29 protein-coding genes and 1 pseudogene are annotated in these 26,569 nt (G+C 60.7%); 17 read left to right on the forward strand and 13 right to left on the reverse strand.

The window, feature by feature from the left end:
- The first annotated feature begins 10 nt into the window (after nucleotides 1-10).
- Nucleotides 11-646: an RdgB/HAM1 family non-canonical purine NTP pyrophosphatase gene (gene rdgB, locus X268_RS32460; RefSeq protein ID WP_128928725.1), complete on the forward strand. Its 636-nt coding sequence runs from the start codon at nucleotides 11-13 to the stop codon at nucleotides 644-646.
- Between the two features lie 16 nt (nucleotides 647-662).
- The gene (hemW, locus tag X268_RS32465; RefSeq protein WP_128929454.1) at nucleotides 663-1,847 is read left to right on the forward strand and encodes a radical SAM family heme chaperone HemW; all 1,185 of its coding nucleotides are present in this window, start codon (nucleotides 663-665) and stop codon (nucleotides 1,845-1,847) included.
- Nucleotides 1,848-1,890: 43 nt separating this feature from the next.
- Here hemW and X268_RS32470 read toward each other — a convergent pair whose 3' ends face one another.
- Nucleotides 1,891-3,123: a penicillin-binding protein activator gene (locus tag X268_RS32470; protein ID WP_128928726.1), complete on the reverse strand. Its 1,233-nt coding sequence runs from the start codon at nucleotides 3,121-3,123 to the stop codon at nucleotides 1,891-1,893.
- Nucleotides 3,124-3,473: 350 nt separating this feature from the next.
- On the opposite strand from X268_RS32470, the gene rsmI reads away from it, so the two are divergent.
- The 7 genes from rsmI (at nucleotide 3,474) to X268_RS32505 (ending at nucleotide 10,471) form a co-directional block, all read left to right on the forward strand.
- Nucleotides 3,474-4,436, forward strand: a complete 963-nt coding sequence (rsmI, locus tag X268_RS32475) for a 16S rRNA (cytidine(1402)-2'-O)-methyltransferase (protein ID WP_128928727.1) — start codon at nucleotides 3,474-3,476, stop codon at nucleotides 4,434-4,436.
- The gene (locus X268_RS32480; RefSeq protein WP_128928728.1) at nucleotides 4,423-4,824 is read left to right on the forward strand and encodes a YraN family protein; all 402 of its coding nucleotides are present in this window, start codon (nucleotides 4,423-4,425) and stop codon (nucleotides 4,822-4,824) included. The genes rsmI and X268_RS32480 overlap by 14 nt, the downstream gene beginning before the upstream one ends.
- Nucleotides 4,825-4,834: 10 nt before the next feature.
- The gene (gene gshB / locus X268_RS32485; protein WP_128928729.1) at nucleotides 4,835-5,779 is read left to right on the forward strand and encodes a glutathione synthase; all 945 of its coding nucleotides are present in this window, start codon (nucleotides 4,835-4,837) and stop codon (nucleotides 5,777-5,779) included.
- Between the two features lie 284 nt (nucleotides 5,780-6,063).
- A complete protein-coding gene (gene cpaB, locus X268_RS32490; RefSeq protein ID WP_128928730.1) occupies nucleotides 6,064-6,870 on the forward strand; it encodes a Flp pilus assembly protein CpaB in 807 nt (268 codons plus the stop codon).
- A 10-nt stretch (nucleotides 6,871-6,880) separates the two neighbouring features.
- Nucleotides 6,881-8,398 (forward strand): type II and III secretion system protein family protein, encoded by a 1,518-nt coding sequence (locus tag X268_RS32495; RefSeq protein WP_128928731.1) that lies wholly within the window; start codon nucleotides 6,881-6,883, stop codon nucleotides 8,396-8,398.
- Between the two features lie 52 nt (nucleotides 8,399-8,450).
- Nucleotides 8,451-9,185, forward strand: a complete 735-nt coding sequence (locus X268_RS32500) for a CpaD family pilus assembly protein (RefSeq protein WP_128928732.1) — start codon at nucleotides 8,451-8,453, stop codon at nucleotides 9,183-9,185.
- Nucleotides 9,182-10,471: a CpaE/TadZ family protein gene (locus X268_RS32505; RefSeq protein WP_128928733.1), complete on the forward strand. Its 1,290-nt coding sequence runs from the start codon at nucleotides 9,182-9,184 to the stop codon at nucleotides 10,469-10,471. Before X268_RS32500 ends, X268_RS32505 begins: the two co-directional genes overlap by 4 nt.
- A 59-nt stretch (nucleotides 10,472-10,530) precedes the next feature.
- On the opposite strand, the gene X268_RS32510 is transcribed toward X268_RS32505, so the two are convergent.
- Complete coding sequence (locus X268_RS32510) at nucleotides 10,531-11,319, reverse strand: tetratricopeptide repeat protein (protein WP_128928734.1); 789 nt, start codon at nucleotides 11,317-11,319, stop codon at nucleotides 10,531-10,533.
- Between the two features lie 80 nt (nucleotides 11,320-11,399).
- Nucleotides 11,400-11,645, reverse strand: a complete 246-nt coding sequence (locus tag X268_RS32515) for a PilZ domain-containing protein (RefSeq protein ID WP_028145870.1) — start codon at nucleotides 11,643-11,645, stop codon at nucleotides 11,400-11,402.
- 227 nt (nucleotides 11,646-11,872) lie between these two features.
- Between X268_RS32515 and X268_RS39710 the strand changes: the two are divergent.
- Nucleotides 11,873-12,010 (forward strand): annotated as a pseudogene (locus X268_RS39710) (ATP-binding protein); the annotation flags it as partial.
- An 87-nt stretch (nucleotides 12,011-12,097) separates the two neighbouring features.
- On the opposite strand, the gene X268_RS32520 reads toward X268_RS39710, so the two are convergent.
- Nucleotides 12,098-14,917: a DNA polymerase gene (locus X268_RS32520; protein ID WP_128928735.1), complete on the reverse strand. Its 2,820-nt coding sequence runs from the start codon at nucleotides 14,915-14,917 to the stop codon at nucleotides 12,098-12,100.
- Between the two features lie 87 nt (nucleotides 14,918-15,004).
- Here X268_RS32520 and X268_RS32525 point away from each other — a divergent pair, with 87 nt between their 5' ends.
- The 5 genes from X268_RS32525 (at nucleotide 15,005) to X268_RS32545 (ending at nucleotide 18,944) form a co-directional block, all read left to right on the forward strand.
- Complete coding sequence (locus tag X268_RS32525; RefSeq protein WP_128928736.1) at nucleotides 15,005-15,325, forward strand: hypothetical protein; 321 nt, start codon at nucleotides 15,005-15,007, stop codon at nucleotides 15,323-15,325.
- 76 nt (nucleotides 15,326-15,401) lie between these two features.
- A complete protein-coding gene (locus X268_RS32530) occupies nucleotides 15,402-16,142 on the forward strand; it encodes an HNH endonuclease (RefSeq protein WP_128928737.1) in 741 nt (246 codons plus the stop codon).
- A 56-nt stretch (nucleotides 16,143-16,198) separates the two neighbouring features.
- A complete protein-coding gene (locus tag X268_RS39715) occupies nucleotides 16,199-17,020 on the forward strand; it encodes a hypothetical protein (RefSeq protein WP_164938049.1) in 822 nt (273 codons plus the stop codon).
- Nucleotides 17,017-18,027, forward strand: coding sequence for a hypothetical protein (locus X268_RS32540; RefSeq protein ID WP_128928738.1), 1,011 nt, complete (start codon nucleotides 17,017-17,019; stop codon nucleotides 18,025-18,027). Before X268_RS39715 ends, X268_RS32540 begins: the two co-directional genes overlap by 4 nt.
- On the forward strand, nucleotides 18,024-18,944 hold the full coding sequence (locus X268_RS32545; protein WP_164938050.1) for a PD-(D/E)XK nuclease family protein: 921 nt from the start codon (nucleotides 18,024-18,026) through the stop codon (nucleotides 18,942-18,944). The genes X268_RS32540 and X268_RS32545 overlap by 4 nt, the downstream gene beginning before the upstream one ends.
- Nucleotides 18,945-18,955: 11 nt before the next feature.
- On the opposite strand, the gene X268_RS40130 is transcribed toward X268_RS32545, so the two are convergent.
- The 7 genes from X268_RS40130 to ligD all read right to left on the reverse strand — a co-directional run bounded on the left by X268_RS40130 (nucleotide 18,956) and on the right by ligD (nucleotide 23,626).
- Nucleotides 18,956-19,144 carry a hypothetical protein gene (locus X268_RS40130; RefSeq protein WP_128928740.1) on the reverse strand — a complete coding sequence of 63 codons (189 nt, stop codon included), beginning with the start codon at nucleotides 19,142-19,144 and terminating at the stop codon, nucleotides 18,956-18,958.
- Nucleotides 19,145-19,420: 276 nt separating this feature from the next.
- Nucleotides 19,421-19,909 carry a rolling circle replication-associated protein gene (locus X268_RS32555; RefSeq protein WP_128928741.1) on the reverse strand — a complete coding sequence of 163 codons (489 nt, stop codon included), beginning with the start codon at nucleotides 19,907-19,909 and terminating at the stop codon, nucleotides 19,421-19,423.
- Complete coding sequence (locus X268_RS32560) at nucleotides 19,888-20,307, reverse strand: hypothetical protein (protein ID WP_128928742.1); 420 nt, start codon at nucleotides 20,305-20,307, stop codon at nucleotides 19,888-19,890. The genes X268_RS32555 and X268_RS32560 overlap by 22 nt, the downstream gene beginning before the upstream one ends.
- A gap of 748 nt (nucleotides 20,308-21,055) precedes the next feature.
- The gene (locus X268_RS32570; RefSeq protein WP_128928744.1) at nucleotides 21,056-21,781 is read right to left on the reverse strand and encodes an SOS response-associated peptidase; all 726 of its coding nucleotides are present in this window, start codon (nucleotides 21,779-21,781) and stop codon (nucleotides 21,056-21,058) included.
- A gap of 2 nt (nucleotides 21,782-21,783) precedes the next feature.
- Nucleotides 21,784-22,233: a hypothetical protein gene (locus X268_RS32575; RefSeq protein ID WP_128928745.1), complete on the reverse strand. Its 450-nt coding sequence runs from the start codon at nucleotides 22,231-22,233 to the stop codon at nucleotides 21,784-21,786.
- 19 nt (nucleotides 22,234-22,252) lie between these two features.
- Nucleotides 22,253-22,654: a hypothetical protein gene (locus tag X268_RS40135; protein ID WP_128929456.1), complete on the reverse strand. Its 402-nt coding sequence runs from the start codon at nucleotides 22,652-22,654 to the stop codon at nucleotides 22,253-22,255.
- A gap of 45 nt (nucleotides 22,655-22,699) precedes the next feature.
- Nucleotides 22,700-23,626, reverse strand: coding sequence for a non-homologous end-joining DNA ligase (gene ligD / locus X268_RS32585; protein WP_245477718.1), 927 nt, complete (start codon nucleotides 23,624-23,626; stop codon nucleotides 22,700-22,702).
- A 420-nt stretch (nucleotides 23,627-24,046) separates the two neighbouring features.
- Between ligD and X268_RS32590 the strand changes: the two genes are divergently transcribed.
- A complete protein-coding gene (locus X268_RS32590; protein WP_128928746.1) occupies nucleotides 24,047-24,304 on the forward strand; it encodes a hypothetical protein in 258 nt (85 codons plus the stop codon).
- Between the two features lies 1 nt (nucleotide 24,305).
- Here the strand turns inward: X268_RS32590 and X268_RS32595 are convergent, their stop codons facing one another.
- Together X268_RS32595 and X268_RS32600 are read right to left on the reverse strand one after the other, a co-directional pair.
- Nucleotides 24,306-24,536: a hypothetical protein gene (locus tag X268_RS32595; RefSeq protein WP_128928747.1), complete on the reverse strand. Its 231-nt coding sequence runs from the start codon at nucleotides 24,534-24,536 to the stop codon at nucleotides 24,306-24,308.
- Nucleotides 24,537-24,971: 435 nt separating this feature from the next.
- Nucleotides 24,972-25,427, reverse strand: a complete 456-nt coding sequence (locus X268_RS32600; RefSeq protein ID WP_128928748.1) for a carboxymuconolactone decarboxylase family protein — start codon at nucleotides 25,425-25,427, stop codon at nucleotides 24,972-24,974.
- Nucleotides 25,428-25,637: 210 nt separating this feature from the next.
- Here X268_RS32600 and sigJ point away from each other — a divergent pair, with 210 nt between their 5' ends.
- Nucleotides 25,638-26,540 (forward strand): RNA polymerase sigma factor SigJ, encoded by a 903-nt coding sequence (gene sigJ / locus X268_RS32605; RefSeq protein WP_245477998.1) that lies wholly within the window; start codon nucleotides 25,638-25,640, stop codon nucleotides 26,538-26,540.
- The last annotated feature ends 29 nt before the right edge of the window (nucleotides 26,541-26,569 follow it).

Raw genomic sequence — 26,569 nt, forward strand, 5'->3', positions numbered from 1 at the left:
CAATAGGCCCATGCACCGCCGAATCACCGGAAAGCTCGTGATCGCCACCCATAATCCCGGCAAGCTCGCCGAGATGCGGGAGCTTTTGGCGCCCCACGGCGTCGAGGCAGTGTCGGCCGGCGAGCTCGGCCTGTCCGAGCCCGACGAGACCGGCAACGATTTCCGCAGCAACGCCGCGATCAAGGCGATCGCGGCGGCGCAGGCGACCAGGCTTCCCGCCTTCGCCGACGATTCCGGCATCGTGGTCGATGCGCTGGACGGCGCGCCCGGCATCTACAGTGCCCGCTGGGCCGGCCCGACCAAGGACTTCAACGCGGCGATGGCGCAGATCGAGCGCCTGCTGCAGGAGCGCGGCGCCACCACGCCCGCAAAGCGCACCGCGCATTTCGTCTCCGCACTCTGCGTCGCCTGGCCCGACGATCATCTCGAAGAGGTCGAGGCGCGCGTCGACGGCACGCTGGTCTGGCCGCCGCGCGGCACCGCCGGCTTCGGCTACGATCCGATGTTCCTGCCCGAGGGATATGATCGCACCTTCGGCGAGATGGAGAGCATCGAGAAGCACGGGCTGCCGCCGCTCGGCCTCGGCCTGTCGCACCGCGCCCGCGCCTTCGTGAAACTGGCGGAGATCTGCCTTGAGCCGCGCTAGAGCGTCTTCGAGCGAAGTGGATCCCGGTTCGCGCCAGGAAAACGCGCCAAAACAGGAATCCAAAGCCTTCGGCGTCTACGTGCACTGGCCGTTCTGCCTGTCGAAATGTCCCTATTGTGACTTCAACAGCCACGTCCGCCACGCCGCGATCGACGAAGCCCGCTTCGCCTCGGCCTTCGCGCGCGAGATCGCTGCGACCGCCGAGCGCGCGCCCGGGCGCGAAGTGACCTCGATCTTCCTCGGCGGCGGCACGCCGTCGTTGATGCAGCCCGCAACCGTCGGCGCGGTGCTCGATGCCATCGCCAAGCACTGGACCGTTGCAGGCGACGTCGAGGTCACGCTCGAAGCGAATCCCACCAGCGTCGAAGCCACGCGCTTCGCCGGCTATCGCATCGCCGGCGTCAATCGCGTCTCGCTCGGCGTACAGGCGCTCGACGATGTCTCGCTGAAGGCGCTCGGACGCCTGCACAGCGCGCGCGAGGCGCTCGATGCCGTCGCCATCGCGCGCCGCTCGTTCGAGCGCTATTCGTTCGACCTGATCTATGCCCGGCCCGACCAGACGCCGGCGATGTGGGCCGACGAGCTGCGTCTTGCGATCAGCGAGGCGGCGGAGCACCTGTCGCTCTATCAATTGACGATCGAGGAAGGCACGCCGTTCTTCGGCCTGCACCAGGCCGGCAAATTGAAGACGCCGGATGAAGCGATCGCGCGCGCGCTCTACGACGTCACGCAGGAAACCTGCGACAGGCTGGGGCTACCCGCCTACGAGATCTCCAACCACGCGCGACGCGGCGCCGAGTGCCGGCACAATCTGGTGTACTGGCGCGGCGAGGAATATGCCGGCATCGGTCCCGGCGCGCACGGCCGCCTCGACATCGACGGCGTGCGGTACGCCACCGCCACCGAGAAGCGTCCCGAGGCCTGGCTGATGCGGGTCGAGACCAACGGCCATGGCGTCGTCACCGACGAGCTCCTCAACAGCGAGGAGCGCGCCGACGAATTCCTGCTGATGGGCTTGCGTCTCACTGAGGGCATCGACCCCGAGCGTTACCGGGCACTCTCAGGCCGCCCGCTCGACCCCAAGCGCATCGCGCTGCTGCGCGAGGAAGGCGCGATCACCGTGGATCCGACCGGCCGCCTGCGCGTCACCAGCAGCGGATTCCCGGTGCTGGATGCGGTGGTCGCGGATCTCGCGGCGTAGTTCTTTCCCTCGCCCCGCTTGCGGGGCGAGGGAGCGCATCTCACTACGCCCCAAAGCTCTTCGGCGAGCCCGCGACCGCGACGCCGCCGCCCTGCGTCACCTTCATCACCGCGAGCCCGCGCTCATTGGTGCCATCCGCGCGGAAGCGGAACAGGCCGTCGATGCCGGCAAAGCCGGAAGGATTGGTCAGCACATCGGACGAAAAGCGCGCATTGCCCTGCGTGCGCGCGAGCGCGGCGACGAGGGCGACGGCGTCGTAGGCGAGCGTCGCGGTGCGGACCGGCTCCGCACCGTATTTGGTGCGATAGCGGCCGGAAAAGGCGCGGAAGCCGGCCGGATCCGGCGCGGCATAGAGGCCGCCTTGCAGGTTCGCATTCGCATAGACGCGCGGATTGTCCCACAGGCCGGTGCCGAGCAGCTGGATGTTGCGCAAATTCGCGCCCGCGGCGGTCATCGCATCCGCCACCGACACGACGGCATCGCCATCATCGGCAATGAATAATCCATCCGCGCTGCCGAGCTGCTGCGCCACGGTGCGCGCCGGCGTGGCGCGATCGGCGCCGTATTTCTCGAAGGCGACGATGCGTCCGCCGCGCCGCGGCACCGCCACCTTCACGGCGGCCTCGACGACATTGCCATAGGCGTTGTCGGGCACGAGCACGGCGAGGGAGCGCTTTCCGATGCTGGCGGAATATTCGACGATGCGATTGACGTCGGACTCCGGCAGAAAGCTGAGCAGATAGACGCCGCGGCCCGCGATGCTGGAATCGGTCGAGAAGGCGATCACCGATATGCCGCGCGTGCGCGCGACTTGCGCCACCGCCGGCACCGATTGCGCGAACAGCGGCCCCAGGATGATCTCGGCGCCCTCGTCGACGGCCTGCTGCGCGCCGGCCTGCGCGCCCTGCGGGCTGCCATTGTCGTCCTTGATCAGCAGCTGGATGTTCGGGTTCTGGAACTCCGCCAGCGCCATCTCGGCGGCGTTGCGCATGGATTGCGCGGCCAAGCCGGCATTGCCGGCGGCCGAGAGCGGCAGGATCACGGCGACCTTGACGCCGCCGGTGCCGGCGGTCGCCGCCTGCTGCGGGGGACCCGCCGGCTGGGCCGGCGGTGCGGAACTCGAGAACGGGTTGGAGAACTGGCTGAGACTCTGCTGCACGCCGGCACAGGCCGACAGCAGGGGGGCTCCGAGCAACAGGCCGAGCGCGCTCCGGCGGGTCGCCCCTGACGAGCGGGACCCCGGAACGGGAGACTTAGGATAACGCGGGCCCACCATGGCAGCTTCTCTTCTGACCTGCCGTCGCCGACCGGTCACGGTATTCGTTCCACGACACAGGCCGCGGATTCACGCATATTGTCGGCAAATAGTTAACCAAAACAAAAGGATAATGACCGCTTAACGCGGCCGCCTTCCTGTCCCGGCAGCTGTTCGCCGTCGCTCATTCAGCATCAAGGCGGCGTTTCCGTCGCGAATATGGCGCGAAGGCCCTCACTCCCTCGCGGCGTGATCCCGACCGATCACATTCCCGTCCGTCCCTCGCCCCTCACCCAGTACGATCTTTGGGCACGATCTTTTTCGGTGAGCCGGTTCCCAGCCCTGCGGATCGTGCCTAAGTTGACTTCATTATGCGCGCAAAGCCGGCCCCGATAAATACGCCTGAAGCTCAAGACGCCGCCTCGCGCGGCTTCTCCATCGATGCCCATCGGATCACGGCGCCGAAGGCGGCGCCGGGCCTGCATCTGGTCGCAACCCCGATCGGCAATCTCGGCGACATCACGCTGCGTGCGCTCCAGACCCTCGCCGGCGTCGACGTCATCGCCTGCGAGGACACCCGCATCACGCGGCGCCTGACCGAGCGCTACGCCATCGCGGCGCAGCTCAAACAATATCACGAGCACAACGCGGAAGCCGCCCGGCCAAGAATCCTGGAGGCGCTAGGACAGGGCGGCTCGGTCGCGCTGGTCTCAGACGCCGGCACGCCGCTGATCTCCGATCCCGGCTTCAAGCTGGTGCGCGAGGTCTGCGCCGCCGGCCACGCGGTCTATACGCTGCCCGGCCCGTCCTCGGTCCTGGCCGCGCTGTCGGTTGCGGCGCTGCCGACCGACCGCTTCTTCTTCGAAGGTTTCTTACCGGCCAAGTCCGCCGCGCGCCGCGCGCGCCTTGCCGAGCTCGCGCGCATCGACGCGACGCTGGTGATGTTCGAGTCGGGGAATCGGATGCAGGCCACCTTGACCGATCTCGCCGAGATCATGGGTGAGCGGGATGCCGCGGTCTGCCGCGAGCTGACGAAGCTGCACGAGGAGGTCAGGCGCGCGCCCGTCGCCGAGCTCGCGCGACAAGCGGACGCGCCGGAGACGCGCGGAGAGTTCGTGCTGGTGATCGGCCCGCCCGCCGCGGACGCCGAGGTGCTGACGATGGATGCGCTCGATGGTCTCTTGCGCGAGCAGCTGGCCGCGCACAGCGTCAAGGATGCCGTGGCGCATGCCGTCGCGCTCTCGGGCCGGCCGCGCCGCGAGGTCTATGCCCGCGCGCTCGAGCTCGCCAAGATTCTGCACAAGGATTCGCGGAGCTGCGATGGCGAAGACTGAGATCCCAAGGGAACCGAAGGTCGCCTCGCCCGAGCGCGTCGCCGCGTTCCAGACCGGCATCTCCGCGGAGAGCCGCGCCGCCGCCTATCTCATGGCCAAGGGCTATCGCATCCTCGCCAAGCGCTACCGCACGGCACATGGCGAGATCGACATCGTGGCGCGCCGCCGCAACCTGATCGCCTTCGTCGAGGTCAAGGCACGCGCAACGCTGGACGATGCCGCCTTTGCCGTGACGCCGCGCCAGCAGCAGCGCATCATCGATGCCGCGCAAGGCTGGCTCGTAGCGCATCCCGAGCATGCCGAATTCGAATTGCGATTCGACGCCATGCTGATTGCGCCGCGCTCACTTCCGCGCCATGTGTTGGCGGCATTCGACGCCTCGACCTGAAAGGCAGACCATGAAACTGAACGTCGCCGTCCAGATGGATCCCATCGCCCGCATCAACATCAAGGGCGATTCCACCTTCGCGCTGCTGCTGGAGGCGCAGAAGCGCGGCCATGGCCTGTCCTATTACACGCCCGACAAGCTCTCGATGGTCGGCGAAGAGCTCGTCGCCCCCGTTCAGCTCCTGACCGTGCGCGACGAGCCCGGCAACCATTTCACGCTCGGGGAGCCGAAGCGCGAGGCGCTGAACGGCTTCGACGTGGTGCTGCTGCGCCAGGATCCACCGTTCGATCTCGCCTACATCACCTCGACGCATTTCCTGGAGCGCATTCATCCGAAGACGCTCGTCGTCAACGATCCCGCCTCGGTGCGCAACGCGCCGGAAAAGCTGTTCGTGATGAATTTTCCACAGCTGATGCCGCCGACGCTGATCTCGCGCGACCTGGATGAGATCAACGCGTTCCGCGACAAGCACGGCGCGGTCGTGATGAAGCCGCTGCACGGCCATGGCGGCGCCGCGGTGTTCCGCGTGATGCCGCAGGACATGAATTTCGGCTCCCTGTTCGACATGTTCTCGGTGACGTTCAGGGAGCCCTGGGTGATCCAGCAGTTCATCCCCGAGGTAAAGCACGGCGACAAGCGCATCATCCTGGTCGACGGCGAGTTCGCTGGCGCGGTCAACCGCGTGCCGGCCGCCGACGACCTCCGCTCCAACATGGTGCGCGGCGGCGCGGCGCAGGAGACCGAGCTCACCCCGCGCGAGCGCGAGATCTGCGCCACGGTCGGCCCGGCGCTACGCGCGCGCGGCCTGTTGTTCGTCGGCATCGACGTCATCAACGGCAATCTCACCGAGATCAACGTGACCTCGCCCACCGGCATCCGCGCCATCGCGCGCCTCGGCGGGCCCGACGTCGCCGCGAGGATCTGGGACGTGATCGAGCAGAAGCGGAAGAAGTAAAGCTCTGCTTGTAGCCGGACGGCGCACGCGACCACCAAACGTGCACTAACCACCCATTCACCATAGCGCCCGGCGTCACATCCCGTGTGCGCCCTTCGCATTACGTGAATCTACGGGGGCGCTGGCCGACTCGATAACGCCGCGTTCACCATCTGCCGAAAACCCGCATTGTGACGGGCCATCACGTTCGGCCTCGCAACACCCCTTATACTTTTACTCCCTACTCATCGACGCATGGGGCCCGCCAGGTGCGGTTCGAGTGCCCCGCGTATGAGTAAAAGCGTATGAACACCGCACGCATTGTCGTTCTCGTCATCGCGCTGGGCGCCGGCGGCGTCGCTGCTTATCTGGCGAGCGGCTATCAAAATGCACCCGCGCCCGTCGCTGCCGTCGCCGAGAAGCTGCCGACGGTCGAGGTTCTGATCGCGAAGAACGACATTCAGCTGGGCCAGGCCGTGAAGCCCGACGACCTGCAATGGCAGTCCTGGCCGGCCGCGACCGCGAGCAGCGCCTTCATCCGCCGGGACGCCAGGCCCGACGCTCAGACCCAGATCGTCGGCTCGATCGCTCGCGTTCCCCTGATGCAGGGCGAGCCGATCCGCGAGCAGAAGCTGGTCAAGGCCGAAGGCTCCGGCTTCATGGCCGCGATCCTGCCCTCCGGGATGCGCGCCGTTTCCACCGAGATTTCCGCCGAGACCGGCGCCGGCGGCTTCATCCTGCCGAATGACCGCGTCGACATCGTGCTGACCCGCCGGCTGAAGAGTCCCGATGCCGCCAATGGCGGCAACGACCTCATCCTGTCCGAGGTCATCCTGAGCAACATTCGCGTGCTCGCGATCGACCAGGCGCCGAAGGAAAAGGACGGCCAGAACGCGGTGATCGGCAAGACCGTCACGCTCGAACTCAAGCCCGACCAGGTCGCCACGCTGTCGGCCGCGCGTCAGGGCGGCACGCTGCAGCTTGCACTGCGAAGCATCGTCGATGCCAACGCGGTGGAGACCACGGTCGAGGACCAGGGCGCCAAGCGCACCGGCGGCGTCAACGTCATCCGCTACGGCGTGCAGACGCGGCAGCTAACGTCACAGAAGTGATGGGGACACCATGAACTACGGGGATGATCGGACGGCGCTGCGCATTCGGGGGAAGCGCGCGCGCTCGTTCTGGACGGGGGCGATGCTGATGCTGGGGCTGTTCGCGACGCCCGACTGCGTCAGCGCCGCGGAGGCGGCGGTCGGCGATCAGGTGCCGATGCAGGTGCCGGATCTCGGCGTGTCGTCGGTCGCGACGATCGCGCCGGCGAGGACGCGTTTTCTCTCGCTTGGTATCGGCAAATCTGTCGTCATCGACCTGCCCCGAGAGGTCAAGGACGTGCTCGTCGCCGACCCCAAGATCGCCAATGCGGTGATCCGCTCGGCCCAGCGCGCCTATATCATCGGTGGCCAGGTCGGCCAGACCAACGTCGTGTTCTTTGCCGCCGACGGCCAGCAGGTCGCCTCCTATGACATCGCGGTGAAGCGCGATCTCAACGGCATGCGCACCGCCCTGCGCCAGTCGCTGCCGGGCGTGCAGATCGAAGGCGTCGGCGACAGCGTGATGCTGACCGGCTCGGTCTCGAGCCCGGTCGAGGCGCAGCAGGCCGGCGACGTCGCCGCCAAGCTGGTCGGCGGACCGGAGAAGGTCGTCAACAACATCGTCGTGCGCGGCCGCGACCAGGTGATGCTCAAGGTCGTCGTCGGCGAAGTGCGCCGCGACATCGTCAAGCAGCTCGGCGTCGATCTCAGCGCCAGCCTGAACGCCGGCACGGCGGTCGTGAACTTCAACAACTCCAACCCGTTCTCGGTCTCTGGCGGCCCGATCGTCGGCAGCAACGGGCTCGGCGTCGCCGGCCTCGCCAAGGGCGTCGCCACCGTCAGCGCCACCATGCGCGCAATGGAGAGCGCGGGCGTCATGCGCACGCTCGCCGAACCGAGCCTGACGGCGATCTCGGGCGAATCCGCCACCTTCATCGCCGGCGGCGAATTCCCGATCCCCGCAGGCTATTCCTGCGATCCGGTCACTCACGTCTGTACCACCCAGGTCACCTACAAGAAGTTCGGCATCTCCCTGAACTTCACCCCGGTGGTGCTGAGCGAGGGCCGTATCAGCCTGCGCGTGATGACCGAGGTCTCGGAGCTGTCGAATACGAATTCGATCACGTTGACGCAGGCGGTGTCCTTGAACACGAGCAACTCGATCACCATTCCCTCGATCCAGCCCCGCCGCGCCGAGACCACGCTCGAAATTCCCTCGGGCGGCTCGATGGCGATGGCCGGCCTGATCCAGCAGCAGACCAAGCAGGCCATCAACGGCCTGCCCGGCGTCGACCAGGTGCCGATCATCGGCGCGCTGTTCCGCAGCCAGGACTTCGTCAACAACGAGACCGAGCTGATGGTGATTGTGACACCCTATGTGGTGCGCGCGGTCGCGCAGAAGGAATTGTCGCGGCCCGACGACGGCTTCGCACCGGCCTCCGATTCGCAGACGGCGCTGCTTGGCCGCATGAACCGTCTCTACGGCATCGCGCGCCGCGTCGATCCGATCAACGGCGCGCCCGGCGATTTCGGCTTCATCATCGACTGAGGCGTACGGTTTGGGGACCGGGGCAGGACATGGGGCAAGAGGGGACCGGGCGATGACGACAACATCTGCCGATCGACGTCGCAATTTGCGGATCGCGCTGGCATTGACGGGTCTCTCCGTCGTGCTCGGCGCCTGCAACACCACAGGCGATATCATCACCCAGACGGTGCCGACCGACTATCGCCAGCGCCATCCGATCGCGGTGCAGGAGGGCAAGAAGTCGATCGTGATCTTCGTCGGCAAGGCGCGGGGCGGTCTGTCGGCCGCGCAGCATTCGGACGTCGCCGGCATCGCGCAGGACTGGGTGCGCGAAGGCACCGGCTCCGTGGTCGTCGACGTGCCCGTCGACAGCGCCAATTCGCGCGCGGCCGCCGCAACCTATCGGGAAATCCATTCCGTGCTGGCAGCCGGCGGCGTGCCGTCGCGGGCCATCGTCCAGCATCCCTATCGTCCCGAGGATCCCGGATTGCTGCCGACCATTCGCCTCAGCTATTCGAAGATCGCGGCGGTCGCGGGCCCCTGCGGGCTGTGGCCGGAAGACGTCGGCCCCTCGATTCTCGATCCCGGCTACAACGAGAACCGGCCCTATTTCAATCTGGGCTGCGCCAGCCAGCGCAATCTCGCGGCGATGATCGACAACCCCGCCGATCTCGAGCAGCCCCGGTCCGAGACGCCGGCCTATACCGCGCGGCGCGACATCGCCTTCGAGCGCTATCGCAAAGGCATCGCGATCACGTCTCCCCATCCCGAGGCCGACAAGGCCAAACTCAGCGATACCGGCAAATGACAGGGCTCCACGACGAAGACGCGGACGATCCGCAGCACCCCGAGGAACACATTGCGCCCGTTCCTCGCATCTCGGTGCAGGCGTTTTGCGAGACCGAGCAGACGCTCAAGGCGGTGACCGCGGCCGGGCAGGACCGCCGGCTTGCCAAGGCGCATCTCACCGCCAAGGACGGCGGCCTTGCCGCGGCGATCGAAGTCTATGCATCGATGCCGACGCCGAACGTCATCGTGATCGAATCCGACGGTACGCGGGACATCCTCGAAGGGCTCGACGACCTCGCCGGTGTCTGCGACCCCGGCACGCGCGTGGTCGTGATCGGCAATCCCAACGACACTGCGCCCTATCGCGAGCTGGTGCGCCGTGGCGTCAACGACTACGTGGTCGGACCGGTCGAGACCCTCGACGTCGTCCGCTCGATCTGCAGCCTGTTCTCGGCCTCCGAGGCCATCATCACCGGCCGCGTCATCGCAGTGGTCGGCGCCAAGGGTGGCGTCGGCGCTTCCACCGTCGCGCACAACGTGGCCTGGACCATCGCCCGCGACCTTTTGCTGGATTCGGTCGTGATCGATCTCGACCTCGCCTTCGGCACCGCGGGGCTCGACTACAACCAGGACCCAGTGCAGGGCATTGCCAACGCGGTGCTGTCGCAGGACCGGCCGGACACGGCGCTGCTGGAGCGCCTGCTCGCCAAATGCACTGACCGCCTCAGCCTCCTCGCTGCGCCTGCCGCCCTTGACCGCGTCTACGATTTCGGCGCCGAAGCCTTCGATGCCGTGTTCGACACGCTGCGCATGACCACGCCCTGCATCGTGCTCGACGTGCCCCACCAATGGTCGGGCTGGACCCGGCGCGCGCTGGTGAACGCCGACGACATCGTGATCGTCGCCGAGCCTGATCTCGCCAATCTGCGCAACACCAAGAACATGCTGAGCGTGCTGAAGGCGGCGCGACCGAACGACCGGCCGCCGCTGTACTGCCTCAACCAGGTCGGCATGCACAAGCGCGCGGAGATCGAGGTCAAGGCGTTCGCCAAGACCATGGAGAGCCAGCCGATCGCGGTGATACCGTTCGATTCGAAATTGTTTTCGACCGCGGCCAATAACGGCCAGATGATCGCGGAAGTCTCCAAGAGTCACCGCACCGCCGAGCTTTTTCAGAACATGGCGAACCGCCTCGCCGGCCGCGGCGAGGTGAAGAAGCCGAAGCGCTCGCTGCTCGAGCCGCTCTTGAAGAAGCTGAAGGGCCGGTCGAGCCGCGGATCAGCCCCGCATCGCAAAGCGTCGTAATCGCCATAGCGTTTTCGCGTCGCGAGAACGCGACGCGAAGAATGCAGGCGGCTGGCAGGTTACTTCTCGGCCCGCTGCTGCTGCTTCTTGGTCAGCAGCTGCCGCAGCGCCGCGACCTTGGCCGCGGCCTGGTCCGGCGGCAAATCTGCCTTGACGAGGATTTCAGCCTCGGCCTCTCGGCCTTGCAATCCCAGCACGAGCGCGAGATTGGCACGGATCCGCACATCGTTCTGATTGCGCTGATGAGCGCGTCCGAGCACCTGTTCGGCCCGCGTCAGGTCGTTCTGAAGCATGTAGGACAGGCCGAGATTGGACAGAACCTGCGGCTCGTCAGGCACGATCTTCAGCGCGCTCGCGTAATATTGCTGCGCCTCTTCATTGCGGCCAAGCTGATCGAGCGCGGCGCCCTGCGCCGACAGGATCCGCCAGTCGGGATCCTCAGGCGAATGCGCGCGGCCCAGAACGTCGAACGCCTGCTGGAAATTGCCGTTGTCGGCGAGCGCGCGGCCGTAGCCGGCAAGCAGGGCCTTGTTGCTGGGATGGGCGAGCACGGCCTGCTCGAGCACCGCGACCGCCTGGGCTCGCTGGCCGCTGGCACGCAGCGCCTTGCCGTATTCCAGCGCAATGGCGGGATCGCTGGGCTTGGCGCGATAGCGCTCGCGCAATGCGTCCATGTCCGGCTTCATGTCCGACCTGGCGTCGGCCTTGCTGACCGGTTCCGACTTGCCGCCGAGCGCGCCGGTGACGTCCTCGAGGCTCGTCGTTTGACAGCCGCCGAGGGCAAGCACGATGAGCGCGGAAAGCAGAAATCTCGCCGGGGGGAAGGCGAGAGACGAACGCTTGGACATACTCTGATCACTCGGCAACTGATCAGAGATGCTTACCGATTAACGCTAAAGTCCCGTTAAGGACGCGGCCTTGTTGAGGTCTAGTCGACGAATTCGGCGCCGAACTCACAGCCGATGCGCCAGCGCAGGCGGCATTGCCGGGAATAGTCCGGCGCGAAGATGATGGTGAATTGCGGCGGCACTTCCAGAAATTCCGCCACGACTTTCACCCCCCCGTCCGAGATATCCGTGATCGTGCAGTCCCTGGGCAGCGAGCCCGCGCCAAAATGAATCTTGGCGAGCCGGCTGCACACCCGACGTTCGCTTCTCCGGCGATTTACCAGCATTTTGCTTGTTCACTTGTTAGACCACGGCCCATCCCGCAGGCTAGGAGTAGCGGACATTCGTTGGGATGTGCTGAGGACAGAAGCTGGCATTCGAGACGTAATGTCGGTCAGACGTTTACGACTGGTTAGGACCTGCTCTGCCCTGCGCGAATGTTCCCGTATTGTTCTTGCGAAACGGGCCGGGCTCTGCTACCCCTAATTGTGCGTGAGGGCAGGCTGGTTCGAGCATGGTTCAGCGGGTTTCCACCGTCGCCTTTGAAGGGATCGAGGCCCGGGCGGTCGACGTGCAGGTGCAGGTCGCGCCCGGCCTGCCCGCCTTTGCGATGGTGACTAGAAATAACCCCGAGAGCGCTCCAGCTCAGGAATAATGAATCTCCGGAGCTATTGCTGCGGGCGCGTCGACCACGACGTAGTAAAAGCTGGGTATGGGATGAACGGCAGAACTTTTACTATCATCGCCATGATTCACTGGTAGCCCGAGTGCGATCGACGAATGGGCAAGATCGGAGAAGCGCGTCGTACAACCTGATTGCGTCCGGCGAGGGAGCGGCCAATATCTCGAGTTCGTCGAATTCCGGAAACCGGGTCTTGAGGCTTTGCACGATTTTCCTGACAGGTTTGGTCGGGGGAGTCGAATTTCTGGTGAACGGAGCGTTGGGCTTGGCCGCATTGTTGACATCGCTGACCTTCACGGGCTCGCCTGCTGCCAGAAACCCAACTTCATTCAGCACCGCAGCAAATTCCTTGGCCGTCATGGCCTGATACGGAGCAAAGCCGGCCAGACCCCTCTTGAACGCCCGGCATATATCGCGCTTGAGCCTTCTGATGTCGCCGTTCTTGCTGCTCATGTATCGCCCCATACCTGGCGCAAGCGACGATGCTGTATCAAAGAAGTCCGCGAACTCCGCGAAATCGTTCGTCGTCTTCAGGCAGATCTTTGTCTTGCCGTAGAAATCATTCCACACGGATCGAACCTGCTTGAATTCCGCTGCAGATTTCCACGGTTCCGTGCTGAAGACGAGGTGCGTCTTCGGGCCAGCTCCCAACGGCTTGATCCCCTCAACCTCGGTCATTCCTGCTGCATACGGCTTCCGCTTAAAATCGAATTCCATGCTGATGTGCTTCCTGGCCTTCTTCCCAACGAGGTCAGCATTGAAGAGAAGCATTTCGCGCACGCTCGTGAAATAATCCAACTCGATCTTGTGCTCCGCATTGCGTCGAAAGAATAGCTCGGTGATGTAGTCGTTCTGCTCGTGCACTTCCGTACAATGAACGGGCGCCTTGATGCCTGCCTTGGCCAGAACGTAACGTTCGCTCTTCACGGTCTCATCACCTGGCTGGATAGTTGCTTGGCCGCGCGTGCGCCAACCGAGCACCTGACGAACGCGATGCTTTTCTGAAAGTACCTCAGGATCACCTTTGAGCGCCTCGCGGGCATCCGAAAACCTCTTAGAGATTGGCCCGCTCTTGGCGAACTCAATCTCCTGCTCACTCGCGTTCGTGAGGAAGCCATCCGTCGTCACGCTGAAAACCATCTTGTCAGCCGGAATCCGGTTCATGATCTCGCCGACGACAGCGCGCACGAACGATGTGATGTACGATGCATAGAATGGGTTACTAATAGCGCTCTCACCGATGCGCTCGCCCCGGCGCTTGCGGAGACTGAACACGCGCTTCTCGCGAAGACCTTGCGCCGTCTTGCCATAACAAGAATTTGTCAGCTCTTTCCAGAAGGCATTTTCAATCTTTGTCGGCGCCTCATCGCGCTTCCGTATTGTCTCTTTGATGAAGTTGAAGAAGATTTTGTCGTCTTGATCCTGCGAAACTGCGACGCCGTTCTTGAGCGTTAATTGACAATCCAACTGTTGCGCCAACTCGATTTCTGGGCGAGCGCAATAACTGCGGCCGGACAGGGGGAAGATGATCCCGTTCTGCGTCCGCACAGGAAGTGTTGGATACCGTGTGTAATCTGGGAACTTGAAATCGACGCAGACGAATGCGGCATCGTTGCCACGCAAATCGTTTAGCGAAGCCAACGGTCTTATCGTACGCCAATTAAGACGGCCAATCGTGGCCATCGCGGTCGGATAAGCTCCTGTAAGGTCGTAGTCGTACCAATCGTCCTCAAAGCTCGGCCCGAACCACAACTGCTCATTCCGTCCGCCGTGATAGCATTCCGTTACGAAGTCGACGAACCAGCTGATCTCTTCGAGGTATGGGGTATGCTTCCATTTCCTGAATCCCTGCGTCTTCTCGTTCCAGACGACCTCGGTCACCTGCTCCTTACCTACCAACTCAGTCGGATCGCGCTTTGGCTCTTCCTGCTTCCATCCTTTGACGAGCAATTTCATTCCGATGCTCGACAGGGCGTTCGGCACAAAGTCCTCGCCGGTGACCTCTTGGTACATGTGCGTCAGCTTGAGAAAGTATTTTGCACTGATTTCGGCGTCGATCAGTGCGTATTCGCGGAAAGACTCCCAGTCGGTGTTCCGGAAGACCTTCATGTTCTTTTTCCAATGAAGCTCTTCCTCGTCATCGTCAGAGAGCTTGATCTTTTCCCGCTCAATTAATTTACCAATCTCGGCCAGACTCTTACGACCAGCTGGGGCAAGCAAAATTGTGTCGCGCACATAAATGCTGATATCGACGGGCTCTTTGTCACCGTCATCAAAGCTGATCTTTAGCGGAATCGGTGCTGATGCGGAGATCAGCGAGCTTCGAACATTCTGAAGACGCCAAAGAACCTGCTTGCTGTCATCGAAGGCTGGCAAGTCTGCTCGATTGTAGTGCGCCACCAAGATGATTGTTCGCGGAATCTGCTGCTTTTTCCTCGCTCCTAACGACAACGCATAAACAATGAACTCCGTTAAGGAGAGACGGTCGCCGTCTCTCGGGATGGCAACACCGTTCCACTCAACACCGTTACTGTTGATTGCATGGAATTGGTACGACACGACCTCGTACTTCGCCTTCCCTTCTTTGATCTCCTCGGTCTCAAACGTTTCTTTGGGTGATTGGTATTCCGTATCGAACCCGAGAACCAAGAATTCCGATCGCGCAACGTCCTTTATCGTCGTCCGCGGAAACGAGTACTCGAATTTGCGCCCTTTCGGGCGGTTACAAATATACGCGGTGTTGCTCGTCCCAAGGAAGGCGGCCTGAGTGTCCTTGGGCTTTTCAGAGCCCGCCTCATCTACCTTGCGCTTTTCTGGCGCTGGCTCGTCGGGTTCTGTCTCCTCCTCCTCAAGCTCGATAAAGTCTTCGTTGTCCATCGCACCCGCTCACACTTTTCAGCGAGTGTAGGGATTTCGTCGTCTGCTTGCCTCTGCTAAACGACTCTACCCACAGAGGAGTTAAGCATGTCATTCGAAGAGCGCTTCAAGAAGGATGTCCTGGCAAGGCTCGACCGAGCTGAAGCAGCCATTCCTGGCTATGAGTTCACCGCTATGCGCGATCTGATTGACAAGCAGGGTACTGTGATCACGGCGAAGCGGGTCCTAGACATCAATCATGTTGAGCAGATGCAATCTGGCTTGGAGAAATTGGCGCAACACGATCTGTTGGACTGCTCGATCGAACAGGCCGCCGTCGACCATGACTCGAGCGGGGCATTCACGGTGGAAGAGATTGACGTTGCCAAGACCCGGCTCATGATCATGCGTCGGAAGATGAGGAAATGACGTGGCCTACACTGTCGTGTGCTCTTATTCCATTGCTCTGAAGGGACCTATCCCAGGCTCAGGAGGCGGCGCCAACATGATCATAGTAAAATGGCTTGAAGGCGACAGCCAAGGGTACAACGATCATTTGCCTGATAATTGTATGCGGGTCACCAGTGCCTTGGTCGAGCACGCGGTCGTTGGTCCTAAAGGTTGGATCCGGATTGGAAGGTGCTCAGTGACTGTCGACAGGAAGCTTGTCACCTTCGACTATTCTGGCGAACACAAGGCATGGAACACGGCGCAAGACTTCTACATTGGCCAAATGAGGTTTGAGTTCGCTAACGCCCGTCGAACTGGCGTGCCTCTTGTTCTCTGGAAGGACGATGGGGAACATGAGGACTTTCAGCCAGGCTTCGCTGTAGCCGAACTCTGCGAGGATCCGGTAGACGAGTTGAAATCCGCTCCCGAGGGTGATGCTCAGTTCAAGGCGCATGTTCAGCGAGAAAGAAGTGCTGCTCTTCGAGAGGAAAAACTCCTCAACGAGCTAGCTACTAAGGGGGCCGTGCGATGTGAAGCATGTTCAGCCGACCTCGTGGCGCAATATGGCAAGCATGGCTTAGCGGGTTATGAGGTTCACCATCGGAAGCCCATCGCAGATGGATCGCGAGAGACTTACCTCAAAGACTTGGCCGTCTTGTGCGCCAATTGCCACCGCGTCCTACACCGCACGAAACCAATCCAGGGCGTTCACAATTTTGCAAAGCTGATACGCCGCCACCAGGGTTCCGTCAGGGGGCTTGCTAAATCCGGTCTGGTTCGGGTCAAACGATGCTGATGCATTAAGTTCGTGTAGGAAAAAACGGACTGATGTTGAGCAAAGGTTAGTTGATAATGAGCGTCTTGAACGCCCAACTCGAAAAGCTTCTCGCAAATGCCGAGCGCATCAAGACTGACGAATTCACAATGGTGATCGATGATTACCGAGATCTTTTCGTCAGTCATTCACTTCGACTTAGGCCATCGGTCAACTCGATCAGTCTTGTCAGTTGCTCAATTCTGGCTCCTCAGCTCGGCTTTTCGAGTATAACGAGCGGCTCCGCCTTACGAAGCAAGCTCGCTGCTCTGAAGGAGGGCACTTTGAGCCTTAAAGCTCCAGCCCGCCCGACTCCGGAGAAGTCTGTCCAGTCGTGGCTGATTTCTCAAGCTATGCAGAATGCTGGTCGGATCAAGTCAGTTGAGGATGCTCTCGGCGATGGCCATTCCTATTGGTACGTGTCGGACGAAATCGCACTCAATGGGTTGGACGAAACCAACCACGAGAAAAAGCGTGAACGGATCGTTGCCGACATGCTGTTGATGCGCAAGAGCAGCAAAGGCGACTGCGAAATTGTGAACGTCGAGCTGAAGTCTAACCGTAGCACCGAGACACACAGCCAGATCCTCAAGTTTTGGCAGTTCATGGGGCCCGATCAGTTCAACCTTTGGCGTGAGTTTGCCGAGACCATGTTGGACACGGGCCCCGATCGCTGGAAGGATGTCAACGGCAGCAGAGGGATTGTGATCTGGCCCGGAGCGTTGAGCCAATCAAGACCAAATGAGCGCACGGCCAAGCTAGTAAGCCAGTATAGATCGAAGGGTATCGAGACGATCTGCTATTCCGGTGCGGAGTATGTTTTTCAAACCGAACCTTCGTGTGAGCGGCCTGGACCATGACCCAAGTTCATTACTTTCCGCGATACTCCCAGCGAGAGAACTTCGAAACCAACAATACGCTTCTGCTCCTACACCGACTTTACGATTTCAATCGCTTTCGGTTCGAGAGGCTTCTCTCAGTGCTGCTCCGTGAGGCTGCAACTGATGCGGGCAGTACAATAGGGCTGGGCCTTCAGATAAAGCAGCAGGTTGGCACGGGTTCGAGCGTAATCGACGGCTATCTTTATCAAGAACCATTCCGGATCGGGATTGAGACTAAGCGGAGTACCGCTGGCTTCTATGCCGACCAACTTCACCGCCACTTGGACGGCTTCACGCACTCGAGCGGGGGATTTCTTTTTCTACTCAGCCCCGAGCGAATCGACTTGTCTGGGGCGTCATGGGAACCTCTCAAGGCCACGGCAACTGAGCGAGGCGTTGTCCTCGTGCCTGTCACGTTTGAGGACATGATTGCGGCTGCTCGCAGCTGCCTCAACGACTATGATGAGGAAATGCACGCGCTGGTCTCTGACTACGAGGACTTTTGCAGTGGGGAGGGTCTACTACCGATCGACAGGTGGACCTTGTTTGTACCCCCCTGCGGCCGCTCTCGCGAGATTAACATCGCTCAGCGGCTCTATTTCTGCCCCGCAGCCTGGTCACGCAGAAAGGCAAAATATATTGGCATCTACTATGACAAAGCCGTTCGTCATATTGGCTCGATTGCCAAGATTGTCGAATGCGAGATTAGAGACGGCGAGGTTCTAAACGAAACGGTTCTGCTGACCGACAGTGAGCGCGAACGAATTGTCGAAGCAACCCGGTTGGCCCGAGATCAGCAGGATTGGGACATAAGCAAAGATAATCAGTTCTTCTTATGCGATCAGATGCACGAAACGTTATTCACCAAGTCTGATCCTGGCGGAATCATGGGTCATCGGTACTTCGATGTTCGAGAATACCTCACTGCGCCTGTGCCAGATCAGGCTGTAGGAATCGCTCAAGGTCTGCGAGGACGCAATTGGTGAGCGAGCACGGTGTCAGTGACGTGCTACTTCCTCGCCTCTACGAGCGAGACATCGACGTTCTGATCCAGGAGGAACTTCTCTTTAATGAGAGCGTACGATACCTTTTCAGCAAAGCTCTTAAACTTCCCCATCCGATTCAGATAGACCGGTGCGCTCTGTCGGTATCCGACAGTACCGGGGAGACTGATATTTACGCTCGGTTTTCATGTGGCGAGCTGCGAGGAGCGCTGCTGATCGAGAACAAGATTGACGCCGCATTTCAGCCAACCCAGCCGGAACGATACCGCAAACGTGCAGCACTCCTGTCATCACAGCTTGGGGTAAAGGTGTATTGCTGTCTCATTGCTCCGGCTGCCTATGATGTCTCACGTTCCGGCAGCAGCTTCGACGCAGTCATCACATACGAACGGATTGCCGATGCCATCGCTACTCAGGCGGATGCCAGGTCCGAGCACCGTGCGAAGCTTATCCAGCACGCTATCAGCCTTGCACGGCGCTCTTATGTGGCGGTTCCCTCAGACGAAGTTACCCACATGTGGGGCCGGGTTTATGAGATCGCGTCTGCCTCGTACCCCGATCTCAAGATGAAGCCACCAGGGACAAAGGGAAGCGACTCGGTCTGGATATCTTTCAAAGCCAGCCTTCCGCCGAACGTCACGATAGACTGGAAGATCACAAAATCGGTGGTGGCCCTTTCATTCTGGCCGTCCTCTTCGCAGAAGCCCGTTCCCGGGCTTGATCTAACTGAGTTAGGTGCCTTTGCCGATAAGACCGGCAACACAGTACTAATCCGCATTGGTGTCTCGAGCCCGCCAGCCAAATGGGTGGACGCAACCGATGGCCAGATACACGAAGCGCTGACGGCGGCTGCCAGCCTATTGAAATTTTATCACACTACTCCGACAGCTTTCGCTTAAGAGAGCCATCGTTATCGTTGGTGTCCAAGACCGATGCCGAGCGCCAAAGCCTTCTGCCTCAATGATCCTTCGCTACGCTTCATCAGCTTCGATATCTTGGTAACTGGCGTACGAGATTTTGAATGAGCTTTGAGTAATTTGATGTCGGCTGTTGAGTAAGCCTTTCGTACCCGCTTTACGGTTTTTGATTTCCTCGCCAATTGTCGTCTCCATTAATAGCCTGAAGGCGCTTGAATAGCAGCCGCCGACGATTGTTCAATCTCAAAGACTCGCTTCGCTCGATTACATTCAATTGACTTGGCTTGCCGATCAGGTTTCTCTCTGCGACGGTGCCCTCGTACTCTGCGGCGCTTCCATCGGAGTGCCTATACCTATTCCATCGGAGTACAGTTAGCTATTAAAGCGTCCCGACACGGAGACGCTCTTCGCACTGTACAAGATGATCGGTTGCCTGAGAGGGGCCTTTCGCCCAGCAATCACAGTTGGCAGTTGGTCCAATCTATGGAGTCAAGCAGCGACCGCTTCTGTCGCAGCTTTAGGAGGTAGTCAGTCCATCCGGAATCGGACCGGTCCTGGATATGTACCTCGTGATAGCCGAAATCTGTTTTCGGCCATTGGTCTCGGATGATCGCCCTGAAACGCTCGAATGAGCAGTGGTATGGCCGCTCAAAGATGCAGTGGTAATGCAAACGATGGTCGGCACTCGTTTCCAACACGCAAATCATGCGCAATCGCTTGCCGTGGATCTTGGCTGCGCGACCGAGAACCCGATTTTCTAAGCGCACCCGAAATAACCGCAGGTTTTCAGAAGCTGCTATGTCGTCGGCAGCTCTCGCTCCCGCACGCTTCTTCATAGTCAGCGTCACAGCCACTGGATTATCGAATGGCACTGCGTCGATGAGATTTGCCAGAACGTCGCGCTCTTCCCGCCGTGCCGCAGGTTTCAGTATCTGATAGGCGGCCATCCACGGGCCTTCCTAAGACGGCAAAGCACACGCAATAGATAATGGCGTGACTTCTCGCTCACGATCATGACGGCGCTCTTAGGGCCGACCAGTTTGATCTTGCGCTCACCGTATTGAGTGAGTCCCAGCAGAAATACGCGATACTTTCCCTTGGATGACAGGCTGTACATGGCGCGACGCAAATCCATCAATTCAGCGAAGTCCGCCGGATCGTTCTCTCGAAGCCATGCGATCAGGTCAGTACTAATGGCGTTTTGGAGCTTCCGCTTGTATCTCGCCGAAGCTTTTGCGCCCAACGAAGGAGCCGGACGAAAACGCAACAGGAACTCAGCACGCGATACAGGGCGTTGGTCAGTTTCTGAGATCATGTTTGTGTTGTTCGCATTTAGATCGTTCATGGCAGCTCTCCTCGCTGGCGGAGAGCTGCCTCGTAGCTCTTCCGTTGCTCTTCAGTGTAAACGCGGGCTGGCCCCGCCGGCCCGTACGTCCCACCTCTCAAACCGCGTTCATGTTGAAGGTTGTTACCGCCATAACGATTCGTTGCCATCCCGCGAAGGTGCGAGGGATAGTTGCCAATAAGGCGTTCGTCGATTCTTGTGAGGTTTGGAAGGTTAAGAGCCGGATTATTCCAGCGTGTTGGCCTTTGAGCCATGATATCTCCGTTCGTGCGAATGGGAATGCAGCTTTGGCTGCCCGATGGAGATATTTAGACCGACTGGTTGATGACCTTCCGTGTTTGGGAGCATTATCGGTTGCTAAGGCTGAGTTTGCTCCAAACTATCCCTGCACGATAGTTTTCGTTTTACCGAAATGGCACTTGCGCCGTCGGGCAAAACAGTGGTTTATGGGGTGCTGGTAGTTGCCATAGGGAGCCAGCACCGTGACAGACGAAACGTCTTCAGAGCTATCGAAGATTGCTAAGCTCAATGGCGACTTCAGGAAGAATTACGGAACGCTGCTCGGTGCGTTTCTGTATCTGCGTTCGATTAGCGCCGCACGCGGACGTTCTTGGTCCTGGTCAGGTGTGATCTCTCTCGTTTGTTCCGTGGTCCTTGCTTGGCTGTCACAGCACGGATAAGTCTCGCTAGTCTTGCCGTAATCGCAGCAACCCTCGTCACCTGCTATGTCGGTCTGTCAATGAATCCCTCAGCTTGGGGCAGGGTCCTCCTTTTCACCAGTCGCAACGATTTGCAGCACCCCATCTGAAAGCGGCCTCTGTAGCGCTTTGGCTTCATCCCACGGTGCTCTGAGCCACACGTCGTATTCCTCGGGCTTTGTCAGGATGACTGGCATAGCCTTGGGATGAACCCGACCAACCTCCTCGTTAGGCTCGCAGGTGAGGAAGCCGAACACATCAGTGGTAACTTCGCCTTCTTTCGCCTTCCGGACACTCGTCCAGTTCGTCCAGAGACCGGCGAAGGCTACGAGGGGCCGTTCCTCGCTGAGCGCAAACCACACCGGCACCTTCTTTCCGTCGATAGTGCCGTACTCGCTGAACGACGTGAACGGCACTAAGCATCGGTGCTCGGGAACTAACCAGCGCTTCCAGTGCGCACTACTGACGTTCCGGATATTGGTGGTGCCGCTGTCGGGCTCCATCTTCAGGAGTTCTTTGAAGTCAACCGACTTGCCCTTCGATTGGAGCTTTTCGGCTCGCTTCTTGGTGGCATCCATCAATGCCTTCTGCGAAGACGGCATGCCCCACCGTGCCATGGCAATCTCTCGTCCATTCGAGGAGTTGCGGACGATCGGCGCGGGATAATCCGGAAAGATGCCTGGCATGCTCGGCAAGTTGCCGACGCTGCTATTGAGCGCCCCGAACAAGCGCCGAATCGCATCGACGTTTTTCGTCATCGAGTAGAGATTGCACATCCTCAGGTATCCTGATCGATCAGACGAGGCCGCTGCCCCAGCTGCAACAACGTCGTAGTTGGCCTGCGGCCAGCTTTGGCACACTTGCTACAACGAAGACGGCTGGCAAGATCGTGGACATGGGTTGTCGGCGGATGGCGCAAAGAGGCCAAGTCAATTTCTCGCTTCGTCTTGCAGCGAGAGCATTCGATTTCGAGCCATGCGTACCCACCATTCACCGCCTGGTCGATCGATGGCGAAGGATCGATCGGGCCACCGTCAGCCCACATGCGCTCGTTCCAGCTTTGGCAAAGAAGCTTGTCGGCGGTCTGGATTAGGGCCTCGCCTTTGGCCCGGGCTTCCGAGGATTGTGCGGCAAGGATTGTCGTCATTGCCCTCGCCTTCCCCAACTCCTTCGATAAAGCCTTCCGGTCGCCTCCTGAGAGCGGGGTCGGGTGGTGTTTGGGAGCCATGGGCCGTCCCCTGGCTCAATCAGGCCACGTCAAACGACGGCCAACAGCCATCCTCCTCATGGCGTCCTGTCCTTTGCGTACAGGTGTTGTCGAGAAGGCGCTGACCAACGTTTCTCCAACTTGCGTCCGCACCATACAGCCGAACGGCGTCAGCCGTCTGAATCTCGACAGTCCTGGCGCAGCGCCGGCAGCTCACCCTCAGAATGTGTCGAGCGATCTGGCATAGTCGCTTTGCTTCCCCTGAGACGACGGGCTCGGCCTGCGCGCGAGGGTCATTGAGGAGTGCTTGCCAGTATTCAGCAGGGAGGTCCTGATTCGGTGCCAATCCCGGCTTCGCTTCCGCTGATCTGCCTGCTGCAGCTGCTATTTTTTCCATTTGCTTGTGGGTAGGCATACGCCAGCTCGCCGGTCGATCGGACATAGCCAAAATAGAACATAAAGAGAACATCAGAGTCGAGTCCCGAAGTTATTTCCGGGACAATCCCTTGAAGGAACTCGCACGAAGCAATCCTTCCGCGGTGATGTCTCGGTACTCGATGTCTGCGTAGAATTTTGGCTCGACCCAGGTGGCCTTCGGCTTCCTGACGGGCTTGGTGAGCTTCTGCTTCGGGCTTACTACGGTATCCAGGGCGTCCCTGATCTTGCGCGATGTCGTCCCACTCCAGCCGGTGCCGACCTTGCCCATATAGACCAGCTCTTTCCCTTCCTCCTTGCCGAGGTAGAGAGCGGCGACGCCAGTGGGGTCCTTGATGAACCCGACGACGGGGAATTTTCCCTTCTGGACGACTTTGACCTTTTGCCAGGCTTCCACACGTTCCGACCGATATGGGGCGTCAACTCTCTTGGAGACGATACCTTCGTAATTCAGCTTCCTTGCAGCTTCGAACAGTGCCTGCCCGTCGCCCTCGTGGTGCTCGCTGTACAAGATCGGCTCCTCGAGCTGATTGCTTTCGATCAGATCCTTCAGCAGCTCCTTTCGGGCAAGCTGCGAGAGCTTCCGCAAGTCCTGTCCGTCGAGCCACAGGAGGTCGAAGGCAAAGAACAGCAAGCGGTCCTGTTCGCCTCTCGCGAGGTCTGCCTGGAGTTCAGAGAAATTGGTCCGGCCCTCGTGGATGACCACAACCTCGCCGTCGACGATGGCTTGTCCTGGGATGTCAAAGGCGCCGGCGATCACGGAGAACTTGTGCGTCCAGTTGAGCCCATTGCGGGTAAAGACCTTGCGGTCGTCACCGTCGATATGAAGCTGGATGCGGTAGCCGTCGTATTTGACTTCGTGAATCCATTGAGACCCCGAAGGTGCTTTCATCTTCAAGGTCGCAAGCTGGGGGCTGATAAAGCCCGGCATAGCGGCACGCGGCTTTCTGGCCGGCGCCGTCCTGGTACGCTTCGCCACTTACGCAACTCACAAAAAGCCCGCCGTCAGGTTGGGCCAACGGCGGGCAGTTTACCTACCTTACTCACGACGCTCCAACCGCAAGGCTGAGGGGACGTTCCGACAGTTGTTCTCATATACAACCGGCATCGCGATTCCAGGTTGTATTTTCAACGTCAACGAGAACGCCCACCGAACGGCCCGGGGAACACCATGCCGGGAGCGTTCCCTACAGCGAAAGCGAACACCCTCTTCGCCGAAATGGGGAGTTCTCGTTCGGCAGAATGACGGGACCGGGCCGTCCTTTCATCCCGCGGGTGCGCTCGCGTCTGCGGCCCTCCAGCCAGCGCATGCCGAACCAGCTTTCCATCTGGACAGACGCGCGTGCCAAGTGATTGCAGGCGCTCTTGTTTCCCTGCCTCTAATATCTATCTCTTGAGCATGAACTTAACCGACATTCAGGACTTCGCCATTCAGGCTCGCGTAGCTGCGATCCTCGGAGCGGCTGAGTTCGATCGCGTATTCGCTGGCGTTCGTTTTGCTGAGGTTGAAGGGCCTCTGCTGTACGTCTACGCCGAGGACGAAGCTACCGCCGCCACGATCGAAGACGACTTTTCTCTACTCATCGCGGACATCGCAAGCCGCATCCTCAGGCGGGAAATCGAAGTCGTGCTCGTGCTGCCGAAGGTCTTGCAGTAACTCAGTTCGTTTCGACGATCTCAGCCGCGAGTTCAGCGACGGCACGTCTGCCAGCTTCGGTCAGACCGCCGAGCGTCTGCGTGTGCTTGCTGGCGCACTCGACGATCTTTTCCGCCACGAACTTGCGGGCTGGATGACCTTCGAAAGCCTGCGGCATCAATCTACAAGCTCGCTCCAGCGCAACGTCCATGTCGGAGATGGTTCGCTCACTGAATTTTTCTGAAAGCAACATGACTCACTCCACGAACGAAAACTGTTCACGGAGGCGACCACCTTCCCTGCATAAGGGTTCAGCAGCACTCCCCCAACCAATTTAAAGACCCACGCAGTCCTAAACATAGTCGCGGTGGGGCGGCTCGGGATTCACAAGAGTTAATGGCCGGGTGGCGAAGTTGAAAATGTCGGCTCTTACCTCATAACCAGACGCGCGCGGCCAGGTAGGAATTAGCCGCTAAGGGCCAATAGCTGGCATTGTAGTCGGCGCAATGCCTGGGCTTGCGATTCCGGAAGAAGCCTTCATCTCGGTAAAGCTCTGAGCGAGAGACCTGAGGCGCGCGGCGAGCTACAGCTCTCCGGGCGCAACTTCCGCTCCGGTTCATAGGCCGGCACCCGCGGCTCCGCTTCGGAACGGCCCTTGGGCCATTCCGAATCGATGCGAAGAAGCGGATCAGGCCTTGGCCTTGACCGGGAGCCGAAAGGGCGCCCCCAACCGGTTGAATGCGTTCATGGCCGCAATCGTGATCGTGAGGTCCACGAGATCCTTTGGGGCGAAAGCCGCGCTTGCGGCCGCATAGGCCTCGTCGGAGGCGTGCGTCTCGCTGACGAGCGTAACTTCCTCCGCCCACGCGAGGGCAGCCCGGTACTTGTCGGGAAACAGGTGGGGCACCTCGGCCCAGACTGAAACGAGGGCGACTTTTTCAAATGACATCGTGGCCAAGAGGTCCCGGGTGTGCAGGTCAATGCAGTGCGCACAGCCGTTGATCTGCGAAACCCGCAGGAAGACGAGGTGGATCAGTTCGTGGGGCAGGTCGGTACCCGTGGTGATGTAGTGGTGGATGCTGAAGAGCGCCTTTGCACCGTGGGGTGCCACTTCGTTCCAGACCAGCCGCTTGTTCTCGCTCATGACGTGCCTCGTTGTTCGGAACGCCGGAGATTCGACGCTCGGAGCGATGACGGGCCAAGCGGTCAGGGTGTGACATGGCACTCGGCGGTTCCATTCAAAGCGGCCGATGTCACATCCACGCAGGTCCGATCGTCTTATTCTCGGGTTCGGGATGCGCGAGCGACGGTGACAGCGGATATGATCTGCGAGGAAACTGGGCGGATGGAGGCGATGGACGATCAGCGGACCACCGAGTTCGAAGCGGAGCGCAGGCGCCTGACACGCTTGGCCTATCGGATGATGGGCTCGCTCACCGAGGCGGAGGACGTCGTTCAGGACGCATGGCTACGGTGGGTCGGGGTGGAGCGTGGCGTCGATTCGCCTCCCGGCTATCTGACCCGCATTGTCACACGCCTGTGCCTCGACCGACGCCGCTCCGCGCGGGCGCGCCGGGAAACCTACGTCGGACCCTGGCTGCCAGATCCTCTCGTCGGTTCCGTGGAGCCGAACGAGACGGTCGCCGACGACGTCACGGTCACGTTGATGCTGGCCCTTGAGCGCCTGTCGCCTCTTGAGCGGGCCGCTTTCCTTCTCCACGACGTCTTTGACGTGCCGCTGACCGAAGTGGCCATCACGCTCGGCCGCCAGCCGGCAGCTGTTCGTCAGCTCGCGGCGCGCGCCCGCAAGCACGTGCAGACCGCACGTCCCCGCTTTGATGTCGAACCCGCGGATGCGGATCGGATCACCCGTGCTTTCTTCGCCGCAGCACGCGACGGGGACGTGGCGGCGCTTTCGGCGCTGCTGGCAAGGAATGTCGAGATCCATACCGATGGCGGCGGCAAAGTCCTTGCTTTCCGCAATGTCATTCGGGGGGTCGAGCGGGCCCTGCGCCTATTTGCTAGGCAGCGACGCAAATACGTCGTACCGCCGAAGCTGCTTCGTGTCGTCACCATCGACGGCCTGCCAGGCTACGTTTGCCTCGATGGACGCGGCGTTCTGCAGACGACTGCGCTCGACATCCGCGAGGACGGGATCACCGCGATCTACATCGTCAAAAACCCGGACAAGCTGTCGCACTTAGCAACAGAAATGGACTTTCCAGCTCGCATCTCGCCGATACCGCCAGCTTCATGAACTGCCCGAGTGACTGCGGCAACGTGGAG

The sequence above is a fragment of the Bradyrhizobium guangxiense genome (assembly GCF_004114915.1).
GTDB lineage: Bacteria > Pseudomonadota > Alphaproteobacteria > Rhizobiales > Xanthobacteraceae > Bradyrhizobium > Bradyrhizobium guangxiense.

Coding starts and splice junctions, on each gene's coding strand:
- X268_RS32530 (WP_128928737.1), top strand. CDS start 15,402: ATGATCATAGTAAAATGGCTTGAAGGCGACAGCCAAGGGTACAACGAT.
- X268_RS32540 (WP_128928738.1), top strand. CDS start 17,017: ATGACCCAAGTTCATTACTTTCCGCGATACTCCCAGCGAGAGAACTTC.
- X268_RS32575 (WP_128928745.1), bottom strand. CDS start 22,233: ATGGCTCCCAAACACCACCCGACCCCGCTCTCAGGAGGCGACCGGAAG.
- X268_RS32600 (WP_128928748.1), bottom strand. CDS start 25,427: ATGAGCGAGAACAAGCGGCTGGTCTGGAACGAAGTGGCACCCCACGGT.
- X268_RS32495 (WP_128928731.1), top strand. CDS start 6,881: ATGAACTACGGGGATGATCGGACGGCGCTGCGCATTCGGGGGAAGCGC.
- X268_RS40135 (WP_128929456.1), bottom strand. CDS start 22,654: ATGTCCGATCGACCGGCGAGCTGGCGTATGCCTACCCACAAGCAAATG.
- X268_RS32570 (WP_128928744.1), bottom strand. CDS start 21,781: ATGTGCAATCTCTACTCGATGACGAAAAACGTCGATGCGATTCGGCGC.
- X268_RS32555 (WP_128928741.1), bottom strand. CDS start 19,909: ATGGCCGCCTATCAGATACTGAAACCTGCGGCACGGCGGGAAGAGCGC.
- X268_RS32560 (WP_128928742.1), bottom strand. CDS start 20,307: ATGAACGATCTAAATGCGAACAACACAAACATGATCTCAGAAACTGAC.
- X268_RS32590 (WP_128928746.1), top strand. CDS start 24,047: ATGAACTTAACCGACATTCAGGACTTCGCCATTCAGGCTCGCGTAGCT.
- X268_RS32470 (WP_128928726.1), bottom strand. CDS start 3,123: ATGGTGGGCCCGCGTTATCCTAAGTCTCCCGTTCCGGGGTCCCGCTCG.
- X268_RS39715 (WP_164938049.1), top strand. CDS start 16,199: ATGAGCGTCTTGAACGCCCAACTCGAAAAGCTTCTCGCAAATGCCGAG.
- gshB (WP_128928729.1), top strand. CDS start 4,835: ATGAAACTGAACGTCGCCGTCCAGATGGATCCCATCGCCCGCATCAAC.
- X268_RS32500 (WP_128928732.1), top strand. CDS start 8,451: ATGACGACAACATCTGCCGATCGACGTCGCAATTTGCGGATCGCGCTG.
- rdgB (WP_128928725.1), top strand. CDS start 11: ATGCACCGCCGAATCACCGGAAAGCTCGTGATCGCCACCCATAATCCC.
- X268_RS32515 (WP_028145870.1), bottom strand. CDS start 11,645: ATGCTGGTAAATCGCCGGAGAAGCGAACGTCGGGTGTGCAGCCGGCTC.
- X268_RS32525 (WP_128928736.1), top strand. CDS start 15,005: ATGTCATTCGAAGAGCGCTTCAAGAAGGATGTCCTGGCAAGGCTCGAC.
- X268_RS32595 (WP_128928747.1), bottom strand. CDS start 24,536: ATGTTGCTTTCAGAAAAATTCAGTGAGCGAACCATCTCCGACATGGAC.
- rsmI (WP_128928727.1), top strand. CDS start 3,474: ATGCGCGCAAAGCCGGCCCCGATAAATACGCCTGAAGCTCAAGACGCC.
- sigJ (WP_245477998.1), top strand. CDS start 25,638: ATGGACGATCAGCGGACCACCGAGTTCGAAGCGGAGCGCAGGCGCCTG.
- X268_RS32480 (WP_128928728.1), top strand. CDS start 4,423: ATGGCGAAGACTGAGATCCCAAGGGAACCGAAGGTCGCCTCGCCCGAG.
- X268_RS32520 (WP_128928735.1), bottom strand. CDS start 14,917: ATGGACAACGAAGACTTTATCGAGCTTGAGGAGGAGGAGACAGAACCC.
- X268_RS32505 (WP_128928733.1), top strand. CDS start 9,182: ATGACAGGGCTCCACGACGAAGACGCGGACGATCCGCAGCACCCCGAG.
- X268_RS32510 (WP_128928734.1), bottom strand. CDS start 11,319: ATGTCCAAGCGTTCGTCTCTCGCCTTCCCCCCGGCGAGATTTCTGCTT.
- cpaB (WP_128928730.1), top strand. CDS start 6,064: ATGAACACCGCACGCATTGTCGTTCTCGTCATCGCGCTGGGCGCCGGC.